The 22,741-nt window shown below is 45.4% G+C and carries 23 protein-coding genes and 1 rRNA gene; 15 read left to right on the top strand and 9 right to left on the bottom strand.

Going from position 1 to position 22,741, the window contains the following annotated elements:
* Positions 1-88 precede the first annotated feature (88 nt).
* Entirely contained in the window at positions 89-250 is a 162-nt protein-coding gene (locus tag EV210_RS11005; protein WP_132079966.1) for a DUF255 domain-containing protein, read from the top strand.
* On the opposite strand, the gene EV210_RS11010 is transcribed toward EV210_RS11005, so the two are convergent.
* Complete coding sequence (locus EV210_RS11010) at positions 230-1,096, bottom strand: hypothetical protein (RefSeq protein WP_132079969.1); 867 nt, start codon at positions 1,094-1,096, stop codon at positions 230-232. The genes EV210_RS11005 and EV210_RS11010 overlap by 21 nt on opposite strands.
* A 352-nt stretch (positions 1,097-1,448) precedes the next feature.
* Here EV210_RS11010 and EV210_RS11015 point away from each other — a divergent pair, with 352 nt between their 5' ends.
* The 4 genes from EV210_RS11015 (at position 1,449) to EV210_RS11030 (ending at position 4,704) form a co-directional block, all read left to right on the top strand.
* Positions 1,449-1,652: a TOBE domain-containing protein gene (locus EV210_RS11015; protein ID WP_132079972.1), complete on the top strand. Its 204-nt coding sequence runs from the start codon at positions 1,449-1,451 to the stop codon at positions 1,650-1,652.
* Positions 1,653-1,803: 151 nt separating this feature from the next.
* The gene (locus tag EV210_RS11020) at positions 1,804-2,688 is read left to right on the top strand and encodes an SPL family radical SAM protein (protein WP_132079975.1); all 885 of its coding nucleotides are present in this window, start codon (positions 1,804-1,806) and stop codon (positions 2,686-2,688) included.
* Positions 2,689-2,777: 89 nt separating this feature from the next.
* Positions 2,778-4,322, top strand: a complete 1,545-nt coding sequence (locus tag EV210_RS11025) for a hypothetical protein (RefSeq protein WP_132079978.1) — start codon at positions 2,778-2,780, stop codon at positions 4,320-4,322.
* A gap of 25 nt (positions 4,323-4,347) precedes the next feature.
* A complete protein-coding gene (locus tag EV210_RS11030; RefSeq protein ID WP_132079981.1) occupies positions 4,348-4,704 on the top strand; it encodes a hypothetical protein in 357 nt (118 codons plus the stop codon).
* 4 nt (positions 4,705-4,708) lie between these two features.
* On the opposite strand, the gene EV210_RS11035 is transcribed toward EV210_RS11030, so the two are convergent.
* Entirely contained in the window at positions 4,709-5,596 is an 888-nt protein-coding gene (locus tag EV210_RS11035) for a radical SAM protein (RefSeq protein ID WP_132079984.1), read from the bottom strand.
* Positions 5,589-7,502 (bottom strand): NAD(+) synthase, encoded by a 1,914-nt coding sequence (nadE, locus tag EV210_RS11040; RefSeq protein ID WP_132079987.1) that lies wholly within the window; start codon positions 7,500-7,502, stop codon positions 5,589-5,591. The genes EV210_RS11035 and nadE overlap by 8 nt, the downstream gene beginning before the upstream one ends.
* Positions 7,503-7,678: 176 nt before the next feature.
* Between nadE and EV210_RS11045 the strand changes: the two genes are divergently transcribed.
* From EV210_RS11045 to pckA, 5 genes are all read left to right on the top strand, one after another.
* The gene (locus tag EV210_RS11045; protein ID WP_132079991.1) at positions 7,679-7,939 is read left to right on the top strand and encodes a CPF_0552 family protein; all 261 of its coding nucleotides are present in this window, start codon (positions 7,679-7,681) and stop codon (positions 7,937-7,939) included.
* A gap of 107 nt (positions 7,940-8,046) precedes the next feature.
* On the top strand, positions 8,047-8,517 hold the full coding sequence (gene ybaK, locus EV210_RS11050; RefSeq protein WP_132079994.1) for a Cys-tRNA(Pro) deacylase: 471 nt from the start codon (positions 8,047-8,049) through the stop codon (positions 8,515-8,517).
* 45 nt (positions 8,518-8,562) lie between these two features.
* Entirely contained in the window at positions 8,563-9,234 is a 672-nt protein-coding gene (locus EV210_RS11055) for a B3/B4 domain-containing protein (RefSeq protein ID WP_132079997.1), read from the top strand.
* Positions 9,235-9,266: 32 nt separating this feature from the next.
* Entirely contained in the window at positions 9,267-10,760 is a 1,494-nt protein-coding gene (thrC, locus tag EV210_RS11060; RefSeq protein WP_132080000.1) for a threonine synthase, read from the top strand.
* A 169-nt stretch (positions 10,761-10,929) separates the two neighbouring features.
* The gene (gene pckA, locus EV210_RS11065) at positions 10,930-12,495 is read left to right on the top strand and encodes a phosphoenolpyruvate carboxykinase (ATP) (protein WP_132080003.1); all 1,566 of its coding nucleotides are present in this window, start codon (positions 10,930-10,932) and stop codon (positions 12,493-12,495) included.
* Positions 12,496-12,549: 54 nt separating this feature from the next.
* Here the strand turns inward: pckA and ligD (EV210_RS11070) are convergent, their stop codons facing one another.
* The 6 genes from ligD (EV210_RS11070) to EV210_RS11095 all read right to left on the bottom strand — a co-directional run bounded on the left by ligD (EV210_RS11070) (position 12,550) and on the right by EV210_RS11095 (position 18,598).
* The gene (gene ligD / locus EV210_RS11070; protein WP_132080006.1) at positions 12,550-13,464 is read right to left on the bottom strand and encodes a non-homologous end-joining DNA ligase; all 915 of its coding nucleotides are present in this window, start codon (positions 13,462-13,464) and stop codon (positions 12,550-12,552) included.
* Positions 13,454-14,290 carry a non-homologous end joining protein Ku gene (ku, locus tag EV210_RS11075; RefSeq protein ID WP_132080009.1) on the bottom strand — a complete coding sequence of 279 codons (837 nt, stop codon included), beginning with the start codon at positions 14,288-14,290 and terminating at the stop codon, positions 13,454-13,456. The genes ligD (EV210_RS11070) and ku overlap by 11 nt, the downstream gene beginning before the upstream one ends.
* 2 nt (positions 14,291-14,292) lie before the next feature.
* A complete protein-coding gene (ligD, locus tag EV210_RS11080; protein ID WP_132080012.1) occupies positions 14,293-15,240 on the bottom strand; it encodes a non-homologous end-joining DNA ligase in 948 nt (315 codons plus the stop codon).
* 143 nt (positions 15,241-15,383) lie between these two features.
* Positions 15,384-15,689: a zinc-ribbon domain containing protein gene (locus EV210_RS11085; protein ID WP_132080015.1), complete on the bottom strand. Its 306-nt coding sequence runs from the start codon at positions 15,687-15,689 to the stop codon at positions 15,384-15,386.
* 123 nt (positions 15,690-15,812) lie between these two features.
* Positions 15,813-17,699: an oligoendopeptidase F gene (gene pepF, locus EV210_RS11090; RefSeq protein WP_132080018.1), complete on the bottom strand. Its 1,887-nt coding sequence runs from the start codon at positions 17,697-17,699 to the stop codon at positions 15,813-15,815.
* Between the two features lie 116 nt (positions 17,700-17,815).
* Complete coding sequence (locus EV210_RS11095) at positions 17,816-18,598, bottom strand: N-acetylmuramoyl-L-alanine amidase family protein (RefSeq protein WP_132080021.1); 783 nt, start codon at positions 18,596-18,598, stop codon at positions 17,816-17,818.
* An 86-nt stretch (positions 18,599-18,684) separates the two neighbouring features.
* Here EV210_RS11095 and EV210_RS11100 point away from each other — a divergent pair, with 86 nt between their 5' ends.
* From EV210_RS11100 to EV210_RS11120, 5 genes are all read left to right on the top strand, one after another.
* On the top strand, positions 18,685-20,454 hold the full coding sequence (locus EV210_RS11100) for a B12-binding domain-containing radical SAM protein (RefSeq protein ID WP_132080024.1): 1,770 nt from the start codon (positions 18,685-18,687) through the stop codon (positions 20,452-20,454).
* Entirely contained in the window at positions 20,444-21,385 is a 942-nt protein-coding gene (gene mnmL / locus EV210_RS11105; RefSeq protein WP_132080027.1) for a tRNA modification radical SAM protein MnmL/YtqA, read from the top strand. The genes EV210_RS11100 and mnmL overlap by 11 nt, the downstream gene beginning before the upstream one ends.
* Positions 21,386-21,483: 98 nt before the next feature.
* On the top strand, positions 21,484-21,726 hold the full coding sequence (locus EV210_RS11110; RefSeq protein ID WP_132080030.1) for an AbrB/MazE/SpoVT family DNA-binding domain-containing protein: 243 nt from the start codon (positions 21,484-21,486) through the stop codon (positions 21,724-21,726).
* Positions 21,726-22,109, top strand: a complete 384-nt coding sequence (locus tag EV210_RS11115) for a type II toxin-antitoxin system death-on-curing family toxin (protein WP_132080033.1) — start codon at positions 21,726-21,728, stop codon at positions 22,107-22,109. Before EV210_RS11110 ends, EV210_RS11115 begins: the two co-directional genes overlap by 1 nt.
* A 391-nt stretch (positions 22,110-22,500) precedes the next feature.
* Positions 22,501-22,741, top strand: a 16S ribosomal RNA gene (locus EV210_RS11120); the annotation flags it as partial.

The following is a 22,741-nucleotide window of genomic DNA, read 5'->3' on the forward strand; positions in this document are numbered from 1 at the left end:
TAGGAGAATTGAATGCCAAGATATTGAGTATGCTATTGCTAATAAACTATGCTATTTTTCAGTATAAGATATAGAAGGAGGTGGTCATATGCCAAAATACAAGATACCCAATAGATTAGCTCAGGAAAAGTCACCGTACCTCATGCAACATGCTAACAATCCCGTTGACTGGTTTCCTTGGGGAGATGATGCTTTCCAAAAGGCTAAAGCGGAAGATAAACCTATCTTCTTATCTATTGGGTATAGCTAACTTTTGGTGTTGATTATGCACATGCCATTGATCAAATAGTGGCTTGATACATTCTAAGGAAGCGGCATAGGCTGCAGTCTCAAAAAAGTGAGCGGCTGCGGCGCTTTTTTCGAACTTCTCAATAGCACCGAATTTACGGCGGGTAGGCTGCCACTGCAAACCAACTCGCGAGAAAGCTTCTTCTGACTCCAGCCTGTTGAAGTCATGAATTTCATGCATGATCTTGGAAGAATGATAAACGGTATGAATTAAGTAATTATGTGACCTGTACAAGGGAATGACGGTGTTCAGCAAAATATCCAAACCGGTGCCGAGAGAACGGCGCTGGCTTATACCGCCAAATGCATAGCCGGTAAACAGATCAACGAAGAAATGAATGTATACCCGGCCCAGGCTGCCGACGCCCCGTCCAAAAAGACATTCATAAACAAGCAGTTCCCCCGGGTGGGAAGGCAGTAGATCCCGATCGCGAAAGGTGGGCTTATTCTTTTCAATAAAGCTGATTTGCCGGGAATTTAATGTCAACCCGCCATGAACAGACAGTCGTATTAGTGTATTGCAGATTATTTCTCCGTTATCCAGGCCGCACTGTGCTTTTAACCGGCATAAATCATCGCGTGTTAGGGGTATCCGGCGGCGATGAAAATGATTGAGAATGCGAAAATCATTCCAATAGGGGTTATGCAGATAAAGCGAAATTAAATGACGATGCAGCGGGCCGATCGCCGGAGAAAGTAGTCCTGCCAGTGCCGTGCTGTCGTTTATAGAATCAATAAAATCTCCGGTAGCAGGTGCATCTTCCAGCAAAAGCACCTGCAATGCACTGGGTGATTCAGCAAGTTTCATAATCTGCCTCCCAAATAAAGATGCCGCCCGGATGTTTCCGGGCGGCACTTCGTTGTGTAATAAGATCGTGAATATAGTATATAACGAAAGCTAACCAATAGCAAGCAAGAAGACTATTGGTGGTCAAATAAAAACAAACAAAACCGTCTTTGAAAGAATTGATAATGATTTATTTATCTGTAATGTTTGGTTTAGTTTGGCGGGGTTACATAGAAAGCATATTTGCTTTTCGCTTGGCTATTTTCCCGATAAATAAAGGATTTTTCTAGAACTTGTATAATATTGATTTTTAAGAAAGACTAATAGCAATGTTTATAACTCAGCAGTCACCAAAATTGAGGAGGGGTAGACAATGAAAATTAGTGGAAGAAATAAGCTGCAGGCTACCGTAAAAGAGGTCATTAAAGGAACGGTTATGGCGAAGGTGGTAATGGATTACAAAGGTGATGAGCTGGTAGCGGCTATTTCTGTTGACTCTGTGGATGATTTGGATTTAAAACCAGGAGATACTGTTACAGCGCTCATTAAAGCAACGGAAATGATGGTTATAAAGTAACCATAACGATAAAGTGATAAAAGGTTATATAGGGTAGCGGCTGGCGGGCTGCTGCCCTTATTTGTTTTTTTGCTTCCGGCTGCCTATAAGGTCTGTGGGCAGGCCAAGTCGTTCAAATGTACCGCAATTATACGTGAAAAGGGCTGAAACTATGGAATTCATACCGGCAAAAACAATTCTGTCAGGCTATGAAGCAGGAAATGCCTGGTTTGGAAAAAATTATAATATGAATATTTACAAAGGCTGTTCGCATGGATGTATTTATTGTGACAGCCGCAGTGAGTGCTACAAAGTTGAGGATTTTGATCGAGTAAGAGCAAAGGCTGATGCGCTTGGTTTGCTTGAACGTGATCTTAGAGCGAAACGCCGGCGCGGCGTAATTGGTATAGGTGCCATGAGTGACCCTTATAATCCTTTTGAAAAGGATTATTGTTTGACAAGAGGCGCCTTAGCGTTAATTAATAAATATCGTTATGGGGTTGCAATTACAACAAAAAGCGATTTGATAACAAGAGATATTGATTTGCTGCAAGCAATCAAAAGCCATTCACCTGTTCTTGTTAAGGTTACCATTACAGCAGCTAAGGATGAACTTTGCCAGAAAATTGAACCTCATGCAGCCATATCCACAAGACGATTTGCCGCAAGTAAAGAGATGGCAGTGGCGGGAATATATGCAGGCATTCTCCTTATGCCGGTGCTTCCCTTTATAGAGGACAGTGACGCTAATGTGGGAGAAATTATCCGTCTTGCCGCTGAGCATAAGGCTAGGTTTATCTATCCTGCTTTTGGTGTAACTTTGCGGCAAAATCAAAGACAGTGGTTTTTTGACAAGCTGGATGAACGATTTCCCGGACTAAAGAATAAATATATAGAACAGTATGGCAATGCTTATGAATGCCGTTCACCAAGGGCAAAGGAACTATGGCAATTGTTTCAAAAGGAATGCGCGCTAAGGGGCATTCTCTACAGGATGGAGGATATCATCAATAACTACAAAGCTGGTTATAGCAACAGTCAGCTTACCTTGTTCTAGCGATGGCAGATTGTGATAGTGAAGCAGGGGCAAAAATGGTATAATGTTAAAATAAATTAGCTTTATCTCAAAGGAGATTATTTTTATAAATGAAAAATGTTTATGATGAGGTGCATACTTTCTATGAGGAAGAAATTGTACTAGAGCCGGTACTGAAACGGGAATGGGTGGAAGGCTATCTTAGGCAGAAAGCCTGGCAAGGTGCTGATGACAATGAATTGCGGCGGCTTTGGAATTATATCCGCTATTTTGAACTCTATCTTGATGCGACTGAAAATGATTACACCGATTGTCTTGAGGATATGCCTGCCCGGGAATATGGACTGGCGATATACTGGCTGACAGATAATATTCAGGGGTATAAGAAATCATTAAAAGCAGCGCGTCAGTTTTTTGATATATTGCTGGATCTTTATCAATATCTCGTAGCTAAAAAAATACTTCTGAATTATGATGAGCTGGAGTTGGCTGCTAAGGAAATTGCCAGCGGCAAGCGGCTGGAGCTTTTTCCTGCTTCGCTTATGGAAGAGGTCGAAGAACTAAGCGGACCAAGCATGCTGGTGCTTTCCGGGGAGAAGAGCCTGTCCACGAATGATCCCGAGGTTGTGGGGGAGACTGTGGAGCATTTGATGACCAAGCTTGGGAATTATTTTCAGCAAAGAGAATTTGCTGACGATTTTCACCGGGCGCTCTTTTTGTATAATGGGCCTTTAGCCATTATTCCCGGTGAAGATCAGGATGATTTTTGGCTGGGTTTCTGGGATTATTTTTTGTTTGATTATCATTTGCTTTTCAATGATTTAACACCGCTGGCCCATTTTCAGAATCACTATGGCAGCAAGCTGCTGCCTGATGAACGTCATATTCTACAGGAGCTGCTAAGCGCCACCTTTTGTGTTTTTTATATCGATCGGGTTATTAACGGCGATTGGGTAGAATGTATTAATTTGTTTACTGAGGAAACGTTTCGACTGCCCCATCCTCAATCCAGTTACCAGCAAATTAAAAAGATGCTCTTCTTCGGGCATGTATTTTCCCGTGAGAATGTCATGATTAATTATGTAACAAGTATTGAGGTCAGCAGCAATTTGAGGCGGCGTATCAAAGACGAGGTAACCCGGCAGAAAGCAATTTTTAATATTCAGGAGCCGGAGGGGAGCTGGCTTGATATGTTCAGCCGGCATGCTCTTGTCATCAGACATACGATTAATGCATTGTCAACAATGGATAAGGTTAATGTGACTCCTTTTAATCAGGTAGACCGGATTTATCCGATTGCACAGGAGAATAATCCTGCTCCTCAGGCTGTAATGGAAACATTAGAGCACCTGATGCCCGAGTATGGTTTTTCCGAACATGACGTGCGGCTCGCTAAAAAAATGTGGCATGATTATTGCCAATTAACTAAAGTAACAGTTCGCAAACCGCAAGTTTGGGCAGCGGCCGTCATTTTCAGCTATTCTTTACTGAACTCCTATAACGTTATTCCTGCTGACAATATTGCTGCAGATTTGGCTATTTCCAAAGCCGCTATTTATTCAAACCGGACGAAGTTGTATGAAAAGCTGCAACTGCAAAAATTTGATCCTCGCTACTTGAATGAAGAGGGCTTTGTTTTGTCGCTGTTTACTTGAATCGCACGAAGAGGAGGGATTGACTATGCGCTGCACTGTATGTGGTACCCCAACGGATGCTGATGATAGCTGCTGCGCTTCCTGCCGGCAGAAGCAGTCTGAAGTACAGGTGATGACCCGGGAAGAACGTGACGGGTTTTCGGGCGTTACCATTGAACAAGGTGATAACAGGCAGAAAGAAGGCACCGAATATCAACAATCCGGTGCCAGAGGCAATGGTATTTATATACGGCAGTATAATATGAATTCAGCCAGCCTTTTGACCAAGATTTTAATAGCCCTGGGTTTGCTGGCAGTACTCTCCGGTGCCGTTGTAATCGGCGGCGCAGTGTTTGTTCTGTTTGCCATTGGCTGGCTGATCCGCAAACTGCTTAACCGCTGAAATGTCAAAAATCTCCGACGTCGTTGTATGTCGGAGTTTTTCTATTTTCAAAACTCTTCAATACTGCCGCCACATCAGCCAGAAGCTTATCTTTATCTGCCGGCAGAGTGCCTGCCAGCGGCAGCAGGTTAGAAACGTGGTTGCTGCGGAATATGCAGGGGCTGGTAACATCGGTGTGGGTTAAGAGTTCTTTCAGCTCAGCGAGAAAGCCATAGGGAGACAACGGTGTAAATTCTCCCCTTTCTGCGGCGGCTCTGAGCGGGGTCTGGTCGTGAAGCATGAGTGTCAGTGCACTGAGCATGGTAGGGTTAATCGCGCTGACGACTTTGCCGGTATTCACAGCATGCTGACTGGATAGTGCCTGCCCTCCTAAGCCCAGAATAACCATTGCTGATAATTTAATTCCGGCGGCTACTACCTTACGTCCGGCTTGAACCATTTCCTCGGCAGTTGCTCCTTTGTTCACCAGTTTTAGTACTTCGTCATCGCCGCTCTCAATACCGAGATAAATAATTTGTAAGCCTGCTTGTTTAAGCGCGAGCAATTCCTCCGGCGTTTTGCGCAGGATATCCTTTGGTCCGCCATAGCAGGTAATACGTGTCAGCTTAGGAAAGGATTCATGTAATGCGGACATAATGGTCAGCAGCTGCTCACTAGGAAGTGACAAGGCGTTGCCATCCGCTAAAAACACCCGCCTAAGTTGAGGATGAAACAGGGCAGTTTGCTTAATTAACTGCATGATTTCCTCTAGAGGACGGATGCGGAACCGCACTCCTTTATACATGCTGCAGAACGTACAGGCATTGTGTGAGCAGCCAATGGTGACCCGCAGAATAAAACTATTGGCCTCACTGGGAGGGCGAAAAACCATACCCTCAGCGTTATCAAACATTTGCATCACCTCTTAGCAGTTCAGATTTTAATTCCTGGTAGCGCTTGGTAAAGTAAGGAGAGTTTTGGGCTTCGCGATGATCAAAGCCATAGGCCCGGCGGCTGACAGCCAATACGGGGGGAGCCTGAATCCGTTTGGCAACAGCCAGACCGGTGTAAAGCTTCCACCAGCGCTCCAGGTCTTCAATAAAGGCAGCCGGTGTGGCAAAAAGCTGCTTAACCAGATGCGGAGCACAGCCAAGCTTTTCTTCTAAAACGCCTGCCTGGTACCACAGCAGGATGTCTTCCGGCGTAGCCCGGTTCCAATATTCCATAAATGCCCGGAATAAATAGTCGTGATAGGGGTAAATCAGGGGATCTCCTTTGCCTTCATCGACGGACTGGTCAAAGGAGAGCTCTGCACTCGGAACAATGGTAATTGTCTGAGCGGGAATGACTTCCTGCCGGTAAACTGTGGTATTAAAGTAATGAGCCAGTTCATACACCTGATGCTTCCAGAGATCGGCCAAGGCCGCGAGAAAGCCGGCCTGGTCACCGTATAGTGTTGAATAGCCAACCGTCAGTTCACACTTGTTGGCATTGCAGGTGAATCCGCCGCCAAAGGCAGCTGCCAGCCCGGCCAGCACCCTGGAGGATCTGTCGCGTGCCTGGATATTTTCCGCCATAAAGCCGGTAACGGTTAACGTACTTTCTTCGCCGGTACGGGGGTTGAGCAGCGGTGCTGAGGCTATCTGGCTAAGTGTCAGTTCAACGCTTTGCTGAATCGGTACAACTACATAGCGGCAGCCAAGATTTTCCGCCAATTTGGCAGCTAAGCCCTTTGTAGTTTCCGAATTATAGCGGCTGGGCATGTTGACAAGCAGTACATTTTCCGGTCCCAGTACATGCGTATACAGGGCGGCGGCAACGGCTGAATCAATCCCTCCCGAGACCCCGATTACAACCCGGTTCATGCCAATGGACTGGAGGAACTTCTTTGTTCCATAATTGATGGCTTCAAATAAACGGTCAATCGTATTATCTTCCGTTATTGCCGGGCTGGTTAGGTGAGGAAAGTCAGTTGTCAAGGAAACAGCAACTGTTTGAACCTGAGCAGTGAAGGGGGAACAATAAGCGGCAATTTCACCGGACGGACTGTATACGGAACTGCACCCGTCAAAAGTATAGACGGTTTTACCGTTATTCTGCAGTCCCACATTATTGACATAAATTAAGGGGACTGCTATATCGCGGGCCTGTTTGGAAAATACCCGGTTCCGCTTGTTGTTTTTGCCTAGCGTAAAGGGGGAACTTGAAATATTCACAAGCAGATCTAAGGAATGATTCTGACTAAGAATATCAATTGGTTTGGTAAAATAGTCATCGCTCCAGCCGTCTTCACATAAAATACAGCCCACTGAAAGGACTTTTCCCCCAATGGTAAGGTTGATCGGCTGCAATAGCTGGTCGGGAGTAGTCGCTAACTCGGCAGCTAGCTTTCGGGAACTGAAAAAATGCCTGCTGTCATCAAACTCGCGGTAATTAGGGTGCAGGGTTTTGATGCGGAAGGGATAGGGAAAATTATCGATTCCAGCCAGTTTCCCCTGTTGAGCGGCAAAAAAGGCATTGTATTTGCGAACTCTGCCGTCATCGCCCTGTTTTGTCCAATCAACAGCTACATTACCAAACAAAATGGTTATTTCATCAGAGGCAGCAACAATCTGCTGTCCGTAATACTCGCAGTCCCTTAGGAAAGCAGCCTGTTCCCAGGAGTCACCAAGCAGGTAGCCGGGAATAGCCATTTCAGGAAAAACAATCATATCGGCCCTTTGGTCCCGGGCTTCCTGGATCATTTGCAGCATAGCGGCACTGTTAAGGTCAGGCCGTCCTGGGATAACCTCCAACTGTCCTAACGCAATACGTATCAATACAGCCACCTTCTTAGTTCGTTTTTGTTTATCAGTTCTTCTCTTTTCTGAGCAGCATGTCCTGTCATTAGCAGGATTTTTTTCATACGCCTGTTTATGATTATAATACATAGATAGCAGGATTTTTAGTTAAAATATGGAAGAGTTAATAAAGTTTGTTGTAAGGAGTGTTTTTTATGGGCAACTGCTCGACTATTTTAGCTATACTGCAGGAAAATCGTACGGAAACGGCTCCCCAGGTGCAGGATATTCTTACCCGCTATGGCTGTTTTATCCGGGTTCGCCTGGGCTTGCACGACGCCGCTCTTGACCAGTGTACCAATACGGGTCTGATTTTACTGCAGCTGTGCGGTGATGACATTCCTATTTCCGAATTTGAAAAAGAACTGCGTGCTGTTCCATACGTAAAAGTAAAATCCATGTCGCTGGATTTTTAAGGCACCATGAAAGAGGGCGGAAATCCGCCCTTTTTTTGTTTGCCTGGCAGGAAAGCCTTAGCAGACGTGGAAAATGATATAAATACGTTCTATAAGAGTGAGGGAGTCTGGTGAAAACAAATGCTGCCCGTATTTTGGACGGGCTTCACATTGATTATACAATCCGTGAATATGAAGTAGATGAGAATGATCTTAGTGCTGAAAATGTTGCTGCTAAAGTGGGAATGCCGCCAGCACAGGTCTTTAAGACCCTGGTGGTAAGGGGGGATAAAACAGGAATTCTTCTTGTTTGCATTCCCGGCGACGCCGAGCTTGACTTAAAAGCGCTTGCAGCCTTTAGCAATAATAAGAAGGTTGAGATGGTGCCGCTAAAAGAGGTACAGCCGCTTACCGGGTATATCCGTGGCGGTGTTTCCCCTATCGGCACGAAAAAGCGCTATCCTGTTTATCTGGATGCGAGCATTTCGGACTGGCCGGTTATTTCGCTTAGCGCCGGTGCCAGAGGTTATCAGCTGCTGCTTGCGCCTGCCGACCTGATTCGGGCTGTTAATGCCGGAGTTGGCAAGTTTGGTAAATAAGAACGGATAATTTCAATTTTTCGCTGTCGTATGGGAGAGGATATAATGGATGTTCTAATTGATGCAAGCATAGGCAATAGCATTCCGAATTGCCGGTTAGCCTATGTAACTGTTACTGATGTGGCCGTAAGAGGAACTCCTCCGGCTTTAACGCAAGAATTCCTGCAGCTGCAGGCAGCGGTTGCAAAGGCCTATCACTTGGATATTCTGCCCACTACACCGCGAATTGCTGCAGTGCGTACAATGTATAAGAAGCTCAATTTTGATCCTTCCCGTTACCGACCCGCATCAGAGGCACTGGTACGCCGCGTTTTGCAGAACAAAGGGCTCTATTACGTGAATAGTGCGGTTGATGTCAACAATTACTGCTCTATTAAATATTTGCTCCCTTTTGGCATTTATGATCTTAGCCATATCAAAGGGAATGTAAATTACCGGTTGGCGGCAGCCGGCACGTATGTGAATATAGCAGGCAATGAGGTTTCCACTGAAAATAAGCCGTTTCTAACAGATGATGCCGGACCATTTGGCAATCCAACTTCTGATGCCCGGCGAACTGCCGTTACGCTCGGGACGCGCAATTTGCTGTCAGTGGTTTATGCCGATGAGGAAGTTACAGATGCGGAATTAGCTGAAATTGTAGATTTCACAGCAGATATGCTGGTACGCTACAATGGGGGAACAGTAGCAGATAAAAAAATTGTCCATTCCAGTTAAAAATCGGTTGAGGATGAAAGGAAGATTTTTTGATGTACATAAGCACTCGCGGCGGCGAAGAACAACTGACTGCAGCACAAGCCATCCTGAAGGGCATCGCCGGCAACGGCGGACTATATGTCCCGGAGGATATTCCTGCAATTGACAGCTCTTGGATAGCCAATTTGCAAGCTATGGATTATTGCCAGCGGGCGCAAGCCGTACTAAGCCTATTCTTAACCGATTATAGTGCCGATGAGCTGGCAGCCTGCATTCAGGCTGCGTATGGGGCGGATAAGTTCGATACCAGTGATGTTGCTCCTGTAGTGAAGCTTGCTGAGGACAGCAGCATTCTGGAGCTGTGGCATGGTCCGACCAGCGCCTTTAAAGACATGGCCCTGCAGTTATTGCCTCATCTGCTGTCTCTGTCGCTGAAAAAAAGCGGTGAGAAGGCCGAGGTTGTTATTTTGGTAGCAACATCGGGGGATACCGGCAAAGCAGCTTTAGAAGGCTTCAAAGACGTAAACCAGATACGCATTATTGTGTTTTATCCCCAGGATGGCGTAAGCGAAATCCAACGGCTGCAAATGGTTACGCAAGAAGGCGGCAACGTATCCGTTGTTGCCGTAACGGGCAATTTCGATGATACACAAACGGGAGTCAAACAAATTTTTAATGACACTGCTTTCAATGCTCGGCTGGCAGCGCAGGGATATCAATTTTCCTCGGCAAACTCCATTAACTGGGGACGGTTGGTTCCGCAAATTGTCTATTATTTTAGTGCTTATGCCGATATGCTGAAGACAGGTACAATTAGCGCAGGGGAAAAAGTCAATTTTGTTGTTCCAACAGGTAATTTTGGCAATATTTTGGCCGGATATTATGCTTACCGGATGGGCTTACCGATCAACAGGCTGATATGTGCGGCAAACAACAATAATGTTTTGGCTGAGTTTCTGCAAACCGGCAGGTATGACCGCCGGCGTGAGTTCCATAAAACCCTGTCGCCATCCATGGATATTTTGATTTCCAGCAATTTGGAGCGATTACTATATCATGTGACCAGTCAAGATACTGCCAAGGTTGACAGGTGGATGAGAGAGCTGACCGAAGAAGGCTTCTATCAAGTTGATGAAACGGTACTGACAGCGCTGCAAAGCTTATTTTGGGCCGAGTGGGCAAGTGACCAGCAAACGACTGAGACGATTGCTGCCGTATACAACAAATTTGGCTATACCTGTGATCCTCATACGGCAGTAGCATGGGAAGTCTGTGAAAAGTACCGGCAGCAAACGGCTGACCCAACAAAGGCTGTTATTCTTTCTACGGCGAGTCCTTTTAAATTTAATACCAGCGTAGTAACGGCGCTGCAGGGAACGGCGGAAGAAGCAAATGAGTTTGTTATACTGGAACAGTTGAGCAGACTCAGCGGCTGGCCTATTCCCAAGCAGCTGGCAGAGTTGGAGCAGAAGCAGCGGCTACATTCTATAAGCTGCAAGCCGGAAGAAATGGCGAAGACTGTACAGGACATATTGCAGAATAAATAAGTTTTAATTAAAAGACATTCAGGCTAGCCTGAATGTCTTTTAATTTGCTTAATAGGCTCAATAAAATAAAAAATAGCAAAAATAATAAAAATTATGTCTAAGTATGTTGTATACAATATATTTATGCTATAATGATGCAGCGAAGTTATTTTTTACTGGAGGAAATAATATGACTGTTTTAGCTCCGAGCCAATTGTTTACTCTTGTTAGCGACGTGCATCGTAACCTCACTGTAGCGCAATTAGTTGAGCAGGCTGTGATGAGAAATGAAGGTGTACTGGTACAGAATGGTGCTTTGCGGGTAACTACCGGCAAATATACCGGCCGCTCGCCTAACGATAAATTCATTGTTGATTCACCGGCTGTGCATACTGATATATCGTGGGGTAATAATAAATCATTTTCGGAAGAGAACTTTAACCGTCTTTATAATCGCATGCTGGCTTATATGCAGAATCGCGAGGTATTTGTTTTTGACGGTTTTGCCGGTGCGGAAGAAAACCATCGCTTACAGGTTTGCTTCATTAATGAATTTGCCTGGCAAAACTTATTCGTTCATCAGTTATTTATTTGTCCGGAACAACAACCGGAGACAGCACCTGATTTTCAGGTTATTTGTATGCCAGGTTTTAAAGCAATTCCGGAAATTGATCACACTAATTCAGAAGCATTCATTGTCATTAATTTTGAACAGCGGATCGTTCTGATCGGTGGAACCCATTATGCCGGTGAAATGAAAAAATCGATTTTTACCGTAATGAATTATCTACTGCCGCTTCAAGGGGTACTTTCCATGCATTGCTCAGCCAATGTTGGGCCTGACGGAGATACTGCCCTGTTTTTTGGACTCAGCGGAACCGGCAAGACTACGTTATCTGCCGATCCCAACCGCCATTTAATTGGTGATGACGAACATGGCTGGTCTGATACAAGCGTTTTCAATATCGAAGGCGGCTGCTATGCCAAATGCATTAAGCTAAGCCAGAAAAATGAGCCGCAAATCTGGAATGCCATCCGCTTCGGATCTGTACTGGAGAATGTAGCTATCGATGAGACACTGCGCACAGTTGATTATGACAGTGATGTGATTACAGAAAATACCCGTGCAGCGTATCCGGTAGAGTACATGCCTGATATTGTTGCCAACGGTGCTGCTGGTCATCCGAAGACGATCGTATTTTTGACGGCAGATGCTTTCGGCGTCTTGCCTCCTATTGCTAAGTTAAGCAAAGAACAAGCTATTTATCACTTTTTATCGGGTTATACCAGCAAGCTTGCCGGTACCGAGCGGGGAATCACAGAACCGGAAGCTACATTCTCCACTTGCTTTGGTGCGCCGTTTCTCCCCTTATCCCCATTGGTCTATGCCAAACTGTTAGGGGAAAAAATTGAGAAGCACAATACGAATGTATTTTTGATTAACACCGGCTGGTCGGGTGGGGCCTATGGCGTAGGTCAGCGGATGAGTATTCCGTATACCCGCGCTATGGTTACGGCAGCAATAGAAGGATTACTGGATAACGCAGAATATGAGCTCGATCCGGTCTTCAATGTCTATGTGCCGACAACCTGCCCTAACGTACCTGATGAAATCCTAAAGCCGGTTAATACCTGGAGCGATAAAGAAGCCTATGCACGGCAGGCCAGAGAATTGGCGCAGCGCTTTACGAAGAATTTCGCAAAATTTGGTGCCGAATTATCGGAAACTATTGCAGCAGCAGGCCCTAAAGCATAAAAGAAGCCATCGCACTAAGAAAATTAGTGCGGTGGCTTTTTTACGATTATAGAATTATTTTAGCGGGGGCAGTTCCTGCTTGAGTGTCAGTACAGGAGCGAAGAGATCACCCAGCTGTTCAAAGCGGCTGATTACCTGGGGTGCTTCAAAAGTAAGCAGCTGTGCGTTCTTATCTTTGAAAGCCTGTTCCACTTCCGACCAGTTAACCGGCGTGGAGACGGTAGGCTGCTCCCTCGCCCGCATCGAATAGACACATACCGTTGTTTTGTGATCGTCATTTTGACTCCAGTCGACGAAGACTTTACCAGTACGAAGCTTTTTTGTCATTTTGGAGACGACCAGTTCCGGATGCTGCTGCTCCAGCAGTTGGGCAATAGCCCGGGCGTAGGCCTTGGTGATGTCGTATGTCACTGGTTTATTTAAAGGAACATAAACTTGCAGCCCTTTGGACCCGGAGGTCTTGGGAAAGCTTTGCAAATGCTGCTGATCAAAGATTGCTTTTAAAAGGAGGGCTACCTGACAGCATTCTAAAACAGAAGCAGGCGGGCCGGGATCTAAGTCAAAGACCAGCATAGTCGGGCAAAGAACATCATTAGCGGCAGAAAGGGAAGTATGCAGTTCCAGGGCAGCTAAATTTACTGCCCAAACCAGGGAAGGAAGATTATTCGCTAAGCAAAAGTCAATGTGATCATCATTATGCTCACTCCAGACCGGGGCGGTTTGCAGCCAGTCAGGCCGGTGATCAGGACATTGCTTCTGATAGAAAAACTTGGCGGTGGCTCCATCCGGATAGCGTTTCATGGTCAGGGGACGGTTGCTTAAATGGGGCAGCAGGGCGGGGGCAATGCGGATATAATAATCAATTACCTGACCTTTCGTAAAGCCGGTTTGCGGATAGAATACCTTGTCCAAATTGGATAAAGTAAGGGAAGTACCCTGAATATCAACGGTGACTTTTTTACTGGGCACTAGCTTTTTTCCTCCTTGTACGGGCCGGTTTTTCCGTTTCTGGAGAACCTTCTTTCTTCATCGCTTTAAGGCTGGCTTCCAAGGCGGCCATCAGGTCGATTACTTTGCCGCCTTCCGGAGCAGCCGGCTGAAGCGTAACTGTTTGACCTTCAGCTTTTTTCTCAATTAAATCGAGCATTTTTTCCCGATATTCGTCCTTATATTTTTCGGGTTCGAAGGGTGCGGACAGGCTGGAGATCAGCTGCTCCGCCATCGCTAGCTCCCGCTCACTTGGCTCAATATCTTCTGGAAGAGCTTCTAAGTCATCCTGGGAGATAATTTCATCAGCAAAATACATGGTGGAAAGCGATAAAGCCCGTCCGGCAGGACGAATAGCGGCGAGATACTGTTTATTGCGCATGACAATACGGGCAATAGCAATCTTATTTGTTTTCTTCATGGCAGTGAACAGCAGGGAATACGCTTTGGCTGCCCCTTTATCAGGTACGAGATAGTAAGATTGCTCAAAATAGAGAGGATCGATTTCTTCGAGGCTGACAAAGTCTTCAATGTCAATACTGCGGGTGGTTTTAGGGTTCAATACCTGCAGCTCTTCATCCGTAATGGTCACATAGCGTTCGGGAGAAATTTCATAACCACGAATGATATTTTCGTTCTCTACCTCGGTGCCATCAGAGGAGCAAACCTTTTTTAACCGGATGCGACAGCCATCGCTGGCCCGCAATTGATTGAAATGGAGCGTTTTCTTTCGTACGGAATTAAACATTTTGATCGGCACATTTACCAGACCAAAGCTGATAGAGCCATTCCACATCGGTCTTGCCATTGTTACACCTCTTCTCTGATTACTTCCTGGGGCTGCTTATCACTGCGCAGCCCTTTAAAAGAGGGATGGCGCAGCGTATGATTGGGTGTCCATTCGGTAAACTCGAATTCGCCAATTAATTGAGGACGGACAAATTGGATTTCTTTTTGCGGCGGCTGTTCGCAAAAAGGATTATCCTTTTGATGCAGGGGCTGCAGCAGGCCGGCCAGCTCCTGCAAAGTGGCGGAGGTAAAGCCTGTACCAACCGCTCCGGCGTAGCGCAGTTTTTTATTCTCATAGTAGCCTACTAATAATGCTCCCAGTTTTCCGGAGCGTGCTCCCTGTCCTGGTATCCAGCCGCCAATGACTAATTCCTGACGCTTTTGGTTTTTAATTTTTAGCCATGCGCCGCTGCGCTTACCCGGCTCGTAAGGATGATCGCGCTTTTTGGCAATAATGCCTTCCAACCCTAAATTGCGGCTGGCGGCAAGTAAGTCAGCTCCGCTGCCAAGCGAGTAAGCGGGAGTTTGCCAATAGCGGCCATTTAACCCCAGGTCTTCCAGGTGCTCACGGCGTTTCAGGTAGGGAAGCTCAGTCAAGAACTGCTGGTCGGCAAACAGCAGATCAAAAATAACCAGAGTGACAGGTATTTGCTGCATCATAAGAGCAATTTTTTTGGCTGATACCAGACCCATACGATGTTGAAGCTGGGAGAAGCAAGGACGTCCGTTTTGGTCGAAGGCAACAATTTCCCCATCAAGAATTACGGGATAAGGTAAAGAAGGAGCGATTTGCAAAATTTCGGGGTACTGGCTGGTAATATCTTTGCTGTTGCGGCTGAGTATCTTTATATTCCTTCCATCGTAGTGAATTAAAGCCCGGATACCGTCCCACTTAATTTCAAAGGCATATAAGTTATTATCTTTGGGAAGCCGGGAAGCTTTGGCCAGCATAGGAGTAATTACAGGCATGGCAACCTCCTGAGGAAAGCAGTAAATCTTTTATATCATAGTATTTGTAAAAACAATAAAAGCCAATCGCTAAAACAGCAATTGGCTTGGGAGAATATTATATCCGGAAAAAGAAAAAGGCCGGGTTATCCGGCCTTTACATTCTAGTAGCGTTTGTTAGCTTGGAAGCAATCGCGGCAATATACTGCTTTGCCAGCGGTTGGCTGGAAAGGAACTTGCGTTTCGATACCGCAGCCGCTGCAAGTAGCAGGGAACATTTCGCGTTGTTGACGGAAACCGCTGTTGGAACGGCCGCCGTTCATTTGAGCTTTACGAGCTGCACGGCAGCTAGGGCAACGGGAAGGCTCATTCTGGAAGCCTTTTTCTGCGTAGAAAGCTTGCTCGGAAGCAGTGAAATCAAAGTCAGTGCCGCATTCTTTGCAGGAAAGATTTTTGTCTTGGTAATTCATTAGTAACCAACCTCCTTAAATTGACTCCAACAATTGCCGGTCGGTTGGTTAAGATCTACGCAAGCGAGCCTGTAGCAATTATTTTCGTATCAACTCAATAATAACCTGACCCATCCAGAATTGTCAAGATTCGGTTATCATTTTTTCCAGCTCATCCAGGAGGGCGGCAAATTTTTGCAGCGTGATTTCAATGGGCTTAGGTGAAGACATATCCACACCGGCATTTTTTAAAATAACTAACGGATAGTCCGAACCGCCGCTTTTTAAGAATTTATTGATATATCGTTCCTGTGCGGGGGTACCCTCTTTGACGATTTGATCAGCAAAGGCGGTAGCTGCCGAATAACCGGTAACATATTGGTACACGTAAAAGCTTGAATAAAAATGAGGAATCCGTGCCCATTCAATATCGACAGCCTTATCGACGATAATATCAGGCCCGTAATATTTGACATTTAAGTCATGCCATAAGCTATCGAGCATGTCGGCAGTAATCGTTTCCCCGCTTTCCGCTTTTTCGTAGAGCAGCTTTTCAAACTCGGCAAACATAGTCTGACGGTAAATAGTACCGCGAATGGACTCAAGATACTGATTGATTAAGAAGAGACGCTGCTGTTTATCTGTTGTTTTTTTCAGCATATAATCGATCAGCAGGACTTCATTGGTAGTTGATGCTACTTCTGCGGTAAACGTAACATAGGAAGAAGTAGGATACGGCTGATTCGATTGACTGTAAAAGCTATGCAATGCATGCCCCATCTCGTGAGCCAACGTGGAAACATCATCGTAACGGTTGTTGTAGTTAAGCAGTACAAACGGATGAACACCATAAGAACCCCAGGAATAGGCCCCAGTTTGCTTACCTTGATTTTCATATACATCAATCCAGCCTGAGGTCAGACCTGTTTCCAAATTCTTTTTGTAATCAGGGCCCAGTGGTTCCAGGGCAGCTCGCACCAGCTCAAGTCCTTCTTCATAGGGAATAGTAAAATCCACATCCCGGATAACCGGTACGTACAAATCATACATGTGGATTTCGTCTAACTGGAGGGCCTTCTTTTTTAATGCAACATACCGGTGCAGCGGTGCCAGATTATGATGAACGGTGTTAATCAGGTTGTCGTAAACCGCTGCAGGCACATTGTCTCCTTCCAGCGCGGAAGACAATGTCGAATCATACTTGCGAATTTTCGAGAAAAAGATATTCTTCTTCACATTGCCGCCTAACGTAGCGGCAAATGTGTTGCGATACTGATTGTATGTGCTAAACAAGCCGGTAAAAGCCTGTTCACGCACTCGCCGGTCGGGAGACATAATAAAAGTACGGTATCGTCCTTCGCTTAAGTCGACCGTATTGCCTTCTTCATCTTGAATTTTGGGGAATTTTATATCTGCCCGGGCCAGCATGGTGAACGTATTCTCAGATGTTTGCGTGACTTCGCTGGCATGAGCAAGAATCTCTTCCTCGGCAGGAGAAAGGACATGCTTTTTTTGACGGGCTAAATTAGTGAAATAGTAGGCGTAGTCTTTCAGGCGGTTTTCCTGTTTACGGAATTGATTGAGCTTTTCCTCAGGCAGTGCGATAATTTCAGGCTCGATAAAGGCAGTTGCCGCCCCGGCTTCGGCCAGCAGTGCTTCAACCTTGCCTGTCATAGCCTGATAGTGGGTATTGGCTGAATTCTCATCGCGATGCATACGGGCATATGAATACAGCTTACCGGCAATAATACCGATTTCGTCACGATAGGTTAGGCAATCTGCTAAGGTTTGTGCCGACTCGCTTAACCGGCCTTTATAGCTGCTGATTTTTTGCAAGTCGGCTCTCAGCTTTTCGAAGTCAGCCTGCCAGGCACTTTCACTGGCATAAATATCTTCTAGACGCCATTTATACTGGTCGGCTACCTCTTCGCGAGCAGGCAGGCTTGAGTTGGAAGCAGCAGCGCTGCTGGTTGCCTGAGTAGCCAGCAAGGCACCTACGACAAAAGGAATAATTTGCGCCATTTTAAACATGAACACTCTCCTTCGGGTAAATTTTGCTGTATAGTATATATTGGCAATAAATGAATATCTTCCTCTATGTTTTTTACTAGTTTACCCGAAAAAGAAGAAATCTCTCGTTGTTCTGCTTATACTTTGAAATATTTAACAATTCCCCGGAAGATACTATCGGCAATATTGTAACGTCCGTCAATGCTTGCCAGCAGCACTTCTTCCTCCGGATTGGATATAAAAGCAGCTTCCACTAATACGGCAGGCATATTGGTATAGCGAATAACATAGAAGCTGGCAAAACGTGCTCCTCTGTCTTTGGTTCCCAGGCCTTCAACTAAGCTTTTCTGTATGGCATTAGCCAGGCGAATGCTGTCGGCGCTGCCGTAATGAAAAGTCGTGGTGCCGGCAGCCTGGGCATTGGTAAAGGTATCGTTGTGAATGCTAATGAAAATATCTGCGCCATGATCATTGGCAATATCCACGCGGGCCCCCAGTTCTGCTTCGCTGGAAGCATCACTGACTTTCACTTCGACATCGCTGTCGCGGGTGAGAATGACGGTGGCTCCGTTCTTTTCCAGCTTGTCACCTAATAATAATGCAATGGCTAAGTTATTATCTTTTTCTACTGTTCCGGTGGGACCGGTAGCTCCCGGATCACTGCCGCCGTGCCCAGGATCGATACAAATCACTTTACCGGACAGACGGTTGCTTTCAGTTTCCTCTTCGCTGACTGCCGGGCGGTCCGCTGTGGGGACAGGGGTTTTGGAATTTTTCGTATTAATATAGACGATTTCACGGGTTGTATCGTATAATGTCCCCCAGCGCTGCGTTTTGGCAATGCTGCGTAGAGTAAGAAGCAAATCTTTTGAAACCTTTGGGCTGACAGGAACCTTACGGCCATCTATAATAATTTGCATGACTTGACCCTCCTCGCAGTTACTTGTTTTATACTATGCAGGCGAAGGGGCGGCGGTGCGGTCTATAAATTCAGGAAGGTGATCATTTGAAAGTTTTGTTAACCGTATTAAATGCAAAGTATATTCATTCTTCGCTGGCATTGCGCTATTTGCAAAGCTATTGCCAGAGCTCCTCAGAAGAAATCGCCATCAGCGAGTATTCCATCAATCATAAGCTGCTGGATGTGCTTGCCGATATTTATGTACAAAAACCGAAGATTATTGGTTTGGCCTGTTATATTTGGAATATTGATCTGACCCTGGCACTGGCGGCGATGCTTAAGCAAGTCATGCCTGAGAGTATTATTGTTTTAGGAGGACCAGAGGTTTCCTATGATCCGGCAGAGGTTTTGCGCGCCAATAACGCAGTGGACTTTGTGGTGCAGGGAGAAGGAGAAGAAGTGCTGCTTCAACTGCTGAAAGCACTGCAGGGCAGTGGTGAAATTGCAGCCATCAGTGGTTTAAGCTGGCGGGAGAAGGGACAAGTCTATACAAACGGCTGTCCACAGCAAGTTGCCAGCCTTGACAGTCTTCCCTTTCCCTACAGTGACAAGGATTTAAGTGAACTAAAGGAAAAGATCGTTTACTATGAAAGCTCCCGGGGCTGTCCGTTTTCTTGTCAATACTGCCTATCCAGCGCAACCAGCGGTGTGCGGTTTTTAAGTCTTAACCGTGTTTTTCAGGATCTAAAGAGGCTCATTGATGCAGATGTACGGCAGGTAAAATTTGTTGACCGTACGTTTAATGCCAAGAAGGAGCATTATCTGCCGATTTTACAATTCCTTGCCAAACAACAATGCCGGACTAACTTCCACTTAGAAATCGCTGCCGATATTTTAGATGAAGAAGGTTTAGCGTTTTTAAAGGATGCTCCTAACAACCGGTTTCAGATGGAAATTGGGATACAATCTACATACGAACCGACACTAGCAGAAATACAAAGGAAAAATAACTGGCCCCGCATTGTTGATCATGTTACCCGGCTGCGCTCGTATGGAAATATGCATTTGCATCTCGACTTGATTGTGGGGTTGCCTTACGAAGGCTACGACCGGTTTGGCCAATCCTTTAATGATGTTTTTCGCTTGCAGCCGCATATGCTGCAAATCGGCTTTTTAAAAATGCTGAAAGGGTCGGGAATTCGTAAGAGTGCGGACAGGCATGGTTATGAGTTTACGGCATACGCTCCCTATGAAGTTCTGAAAAACAGCTATATGTCGTACGATGAGATTCGCAGGCTGCACTTGCTGGAAGACGTGTTTGACCACATCTACAATAGTGGACGTTTTACCGCTACAGTAAAGTGGCTGACTGAAATGAACGCTGGCGATGCATTTCATTTATTTGAAACATTAACGGCATACTGGGAGAATGAAAATCTGCATCGGGTAGCACATAGCCCTAAATCAATCATCCGTTATATTTGGAATTTCTGCCGGATGCATTATCCCCAGGAAGCTGCCTTAGGGGAGCAGTTATTGAAATTTGATGCTCTAATCGGCGCCAAGGGAACGTTGCGTCCGGACTTTTTACCATGGAATGAAGAACAGTGGGGAGAGGAAAAAAATCAATTTTGGCGTAACGATCAAATTGTCCGTCAATATATTGAAGGCTATACCTTTACTACCTGGCGTGAACTAAAGCGCCTTTATCATATTGAGGTATTTCCTGCCGCTGTACTTGCGCAAATTGCGCAAATACCTGACGACGCAGGACCGAATATCCCTGTCCTGTTTATCTATACTGAGGATGAAGTGCTGTGGCAGGTTATTAAGGCAGCCGATTTTAATTTTGGAGGAACTCGCTTTGCGTTATAATGTTTATTCCGATTATTTGCGCCAGCGCTATGGGGAAAAAGTATACAAATTGCCAATAAGCATACCGGTTACCTGCCCGAATCGCGATGGAGCCTGTGGGACTGCAGGCTGTGTTTTTTGCGGTGAAATTGGAGCCGGTTATGAAAACCTGCCTGAATCGATGACGGTCAGGGATCAGATAGAAGCAAATATTGCCCATATTGCGCCTAAGTATAAAGCGCGCAAATATATTGCCTATTTTCAAAACTTCAGTAATACCTATTTGCCGTTAGGGAGGCTGAAGACTTATCTTGATGAGGCCAGTCAACCTGATATTGTCGGTATTGCCTTGGCTACCCGTCCGGATTGTATTAATGACAGCTATTTGGAGCTGCTGGCTGAGTTCCGTGAACGAACCAAGATCGATATCAGTATTGAATTAGGTCTACAGTCGGTTCAGTATCATTCTTTGATTAAAGTAAATCGCGGTCATACGCTAGGTGAATATATTGACGCCGTTCTGAGGATAAAACGCTACAGTATCGACATTTGTACCCATCTTATTTTGAATCTTCCCTGGGATGATATGATTGACACGGTGGAAAATGCCAAGGTTATGTCAGCACTTAGTGTTGATCAGGTAAAACTGCATGCTTTATATATTGTAAAAAACACGGCTATGGCCGACTGGTATCAGCAAGGCCAACTAACGCTGATTAGTAAAGAAGAATACGTAGAACGTGTGGTTGCCTTTTTGGAACACCTGAAAAGCGATATTGTCGTGCAGCGTCTGATTGGCCGTGCTCCGGAAGCGAATACTCTGTTTAGCAATTGGCAGACAGGCTGGTGGAAAATTCGCGATGATATTGAACGGACACTGGAAGAGCGGGATACCTGGCAGGGGAAAAAGTGCAACTATCTTAACGGTCCGGCCGTACAAAAGTTTTTGTAAGCATTCGATAGAATAGGCTTGGCAGTAAGCCAAGCCTATTCTATACTGAAAATAGTTCGAAGCTACATACAGATTATTGAACTGTCGGAGGGAAGTACATGGAAGTGCGGAAAGTTTTTAAAGCCGGTAATAGTTGCGTCGTATCCTTGCCCATGGAAATGCTAAAATCATTAGGATTGCGTGACGGTTCTCACGTATCGGTAGAAATTAACCGGGAGAGAAACGAGTTAATCCTAAAACCGGTTGTTACCAAGAAGAGCAATATGTCATTGGAATTTGTGCGGATGGTGGATAAGTTGTTCCTGGACTATGAGTATGTAATCAGGAGGTTAGCAAAGTAATGCGATACCTCGAATTAGAAGAAGTCATTTACATTTATACGGAGATTATTCAGCGCACGGGTGGACAAGCAGGGATTACTAACGAAAAAGCTCTGGAGAGTATATTGGCTAAACCATTAGTCACATTTGAGGGTGAAGAGTTATATCCGGACTTGTTTACGAAAACGGCTGTTCTAGCGTATGCTTTTATTCATTCCCGGCCGTTCCTGGACGGCAACAAGCGTATTGCAATTCTGTGTGCCATGTTTCTACTGCGGTCGAATGGTTATCAAGTGACGGCTTCGCAGGACAGTTTGTATGAATTAGTCATGGGTACAGAAGCGGGGAAACTGCAGGTCGATCATCTTGTAAACTGGTTTCGTAAAAATACAGTTCCTTATTAACGATAAAATTCTCGTAAAAGAGTTGACATAAACTATCGAACTGTGTTACTATTTGTAAGTCGTCGCTGAGATTTGACGAGATGATAAAAAATATATTGACATAACATTGCATGTTGTGATAGTATATACAAGTCGCCAAAACAAGCGATGCAAGAAAAATAAAAAAGAAGTTGACATGTTGAAACAAACGTGTTAAACTATAAAACGTCGCTGCAACAAGCGGTGATGTGCAAAATAACGCAACGTGTTCCTTGAAAACTGAACAATGTAAGATGAAATAAACGCCAGATGTTAGGTGTTTCACTGAAACACCACAACGTTTTGAAGCGCAAGCTTTGAAACACAAAACAAGTAACTTTAAGAGCCATCAAGGCTCCATAAAGATAAAACTTTAATGGAGAGTTTGATCCTGGCTCAGGACGAACGCTGGCGGCGTGCCTAACACATGCAAGTCGAACGGTCTAATACTCAACACTGAGTGTTCAGCCAAGCGCATAAGCTGCGAAGCAGCTTTACGCATTAAAAGAGTGACTAATAAGCTGAATGTTGAGTGTTGAGTGTTAGATAGTGGCGAACGGGTGAGTAACGCGTAGATAATCTGCCTCAAAGATGGGGACAACACTTGGAAACGA

The sequence above is a fragment of the Anaerospora hongkongensis genome (assembly GCF_004339805.1).
Taxonomy (GTDB): domain Bacteria; phylum Bacillota; class Negativicutes; order Sporomusales; family DSM-15969; genus Anaerospora; species Anaerospora hongkongensis.

Coding starts and splice junctions, on each gene's coding strand:
- EV210_RS11055 (WP_132079997.1), top strand. CDS start 8,563: ATGGATGTTCTAATTGATGCAAGCATAGGCAATAGCATTCCGAATTGC.
- ku (WP_132080009.1), bottom strand. CDS start 14,290: ATGGCAAGACCGATGTGGAATGGCTCTATCAGCTTTGGTCTGGTAAAT.
- EV210_RS11015 (WP_132079972.1), top strand. CDS start 1,449: ATGAAAATTAGTGGAAGAAATAAGCTGCAGGCTACCGTAAAAGAGGTC.
- EV210_RS11045 (WP_132079991.1), top strand. CDS start 7,679: ATGGGCAACTGCTCGACTATTTTAGCTATACTGCAGGAAAATCGTACG.
- pckA (WP_132080003.1), top strand. CDS start 10,930: ATGACTGTTTTAGCTCCGAGCCAATTGTTTACTCTTGTTAGCGACGTG.
- pepF (WP_132080018.1), bottom strand. CDS start 17,699: ATGTTTAAAATGGCGCAAATTATTCCTTTTGTCGTAGGTGCCTTGCTG.
- EV210_RS11085 (WP_132080015.1), bottom strand. CDS start 15,689: ATGAATTACCAAGACAAAAATCTTTCCTGCAAAGAATGCGGCACTGAC.
- EV210_RS11010 (WP_132079969.1), bottom strand. CDS start 1,096: ATGAAACTTGCTGAATCACCCAGTGCATTGCAGGTGCTTTTGCTGGAA.
- EV210_RS11030 (WP_132079981.1), top strand. CDS start 4,348: ATGCGCTGCACTGTATGTGGTACCCCAACGGATGCTGATGATAGCTGC.
- EV210_RS11005 (WP_132079966.1), top strand. CDS start 89: ATGCCAAAATACAAGATACCCAATAGATTAGCTCAGGAAAAGTCACCG.
- EV210_RS11025 (WP_132079978.1), top strand. CDS start 2,778: ATGAAAAATGTTTATGATGAGGTGCATACTTTCTATGAGGAAGAAATT.
- EV210_RS11095 (WP_132080021.1), bottom strand. CDS start 18,598: ATGCAAATTATTATAGATGGCCGTAAGGTTCCTGTCAGCCCAAAGGTT.
- thrC (WP_132080000.1), top strand. CDS start 9,267: ATGTACATAAGCACTCGCGGCGGCGAAGAACAACTGACTGCAGCACAA.
- EV210_RS11115 (WP_132080033.1), top strand. CDS start 21,726: ATGCGATACCTCGAATTAGAAGAAGTCATTTACATTTATACGGAGATT.
- EV210_RS11035 (WP_132079984.1), bottom strand. CDS start 5,596: ATGTTTGATAACGCTGAGGGTATGGTTTTTCGCCCTCCCAGTGAGGCC.
- ligD (WP_132080012.1), bottom strand. CDS start 15,240: ATGCCTGTAATTACTCCTATGCTGGCCAAAGCTTCCCGGCTTCCCAAA.
- EV210_RS11110 (WP_132080030.1), top strand. CDS start 21,484: ATGGAAGTGCGGAAAGTTTTTAAAGCCGGTAATAGTTGCGTCGTATCC.
- EV210_RS11020 (WP_132079975.1), top strand. CDS start 1,804: ATGGAATTCATACCGGCAAAAACAATTCTGTCAGGCTATGAAGCAGGA.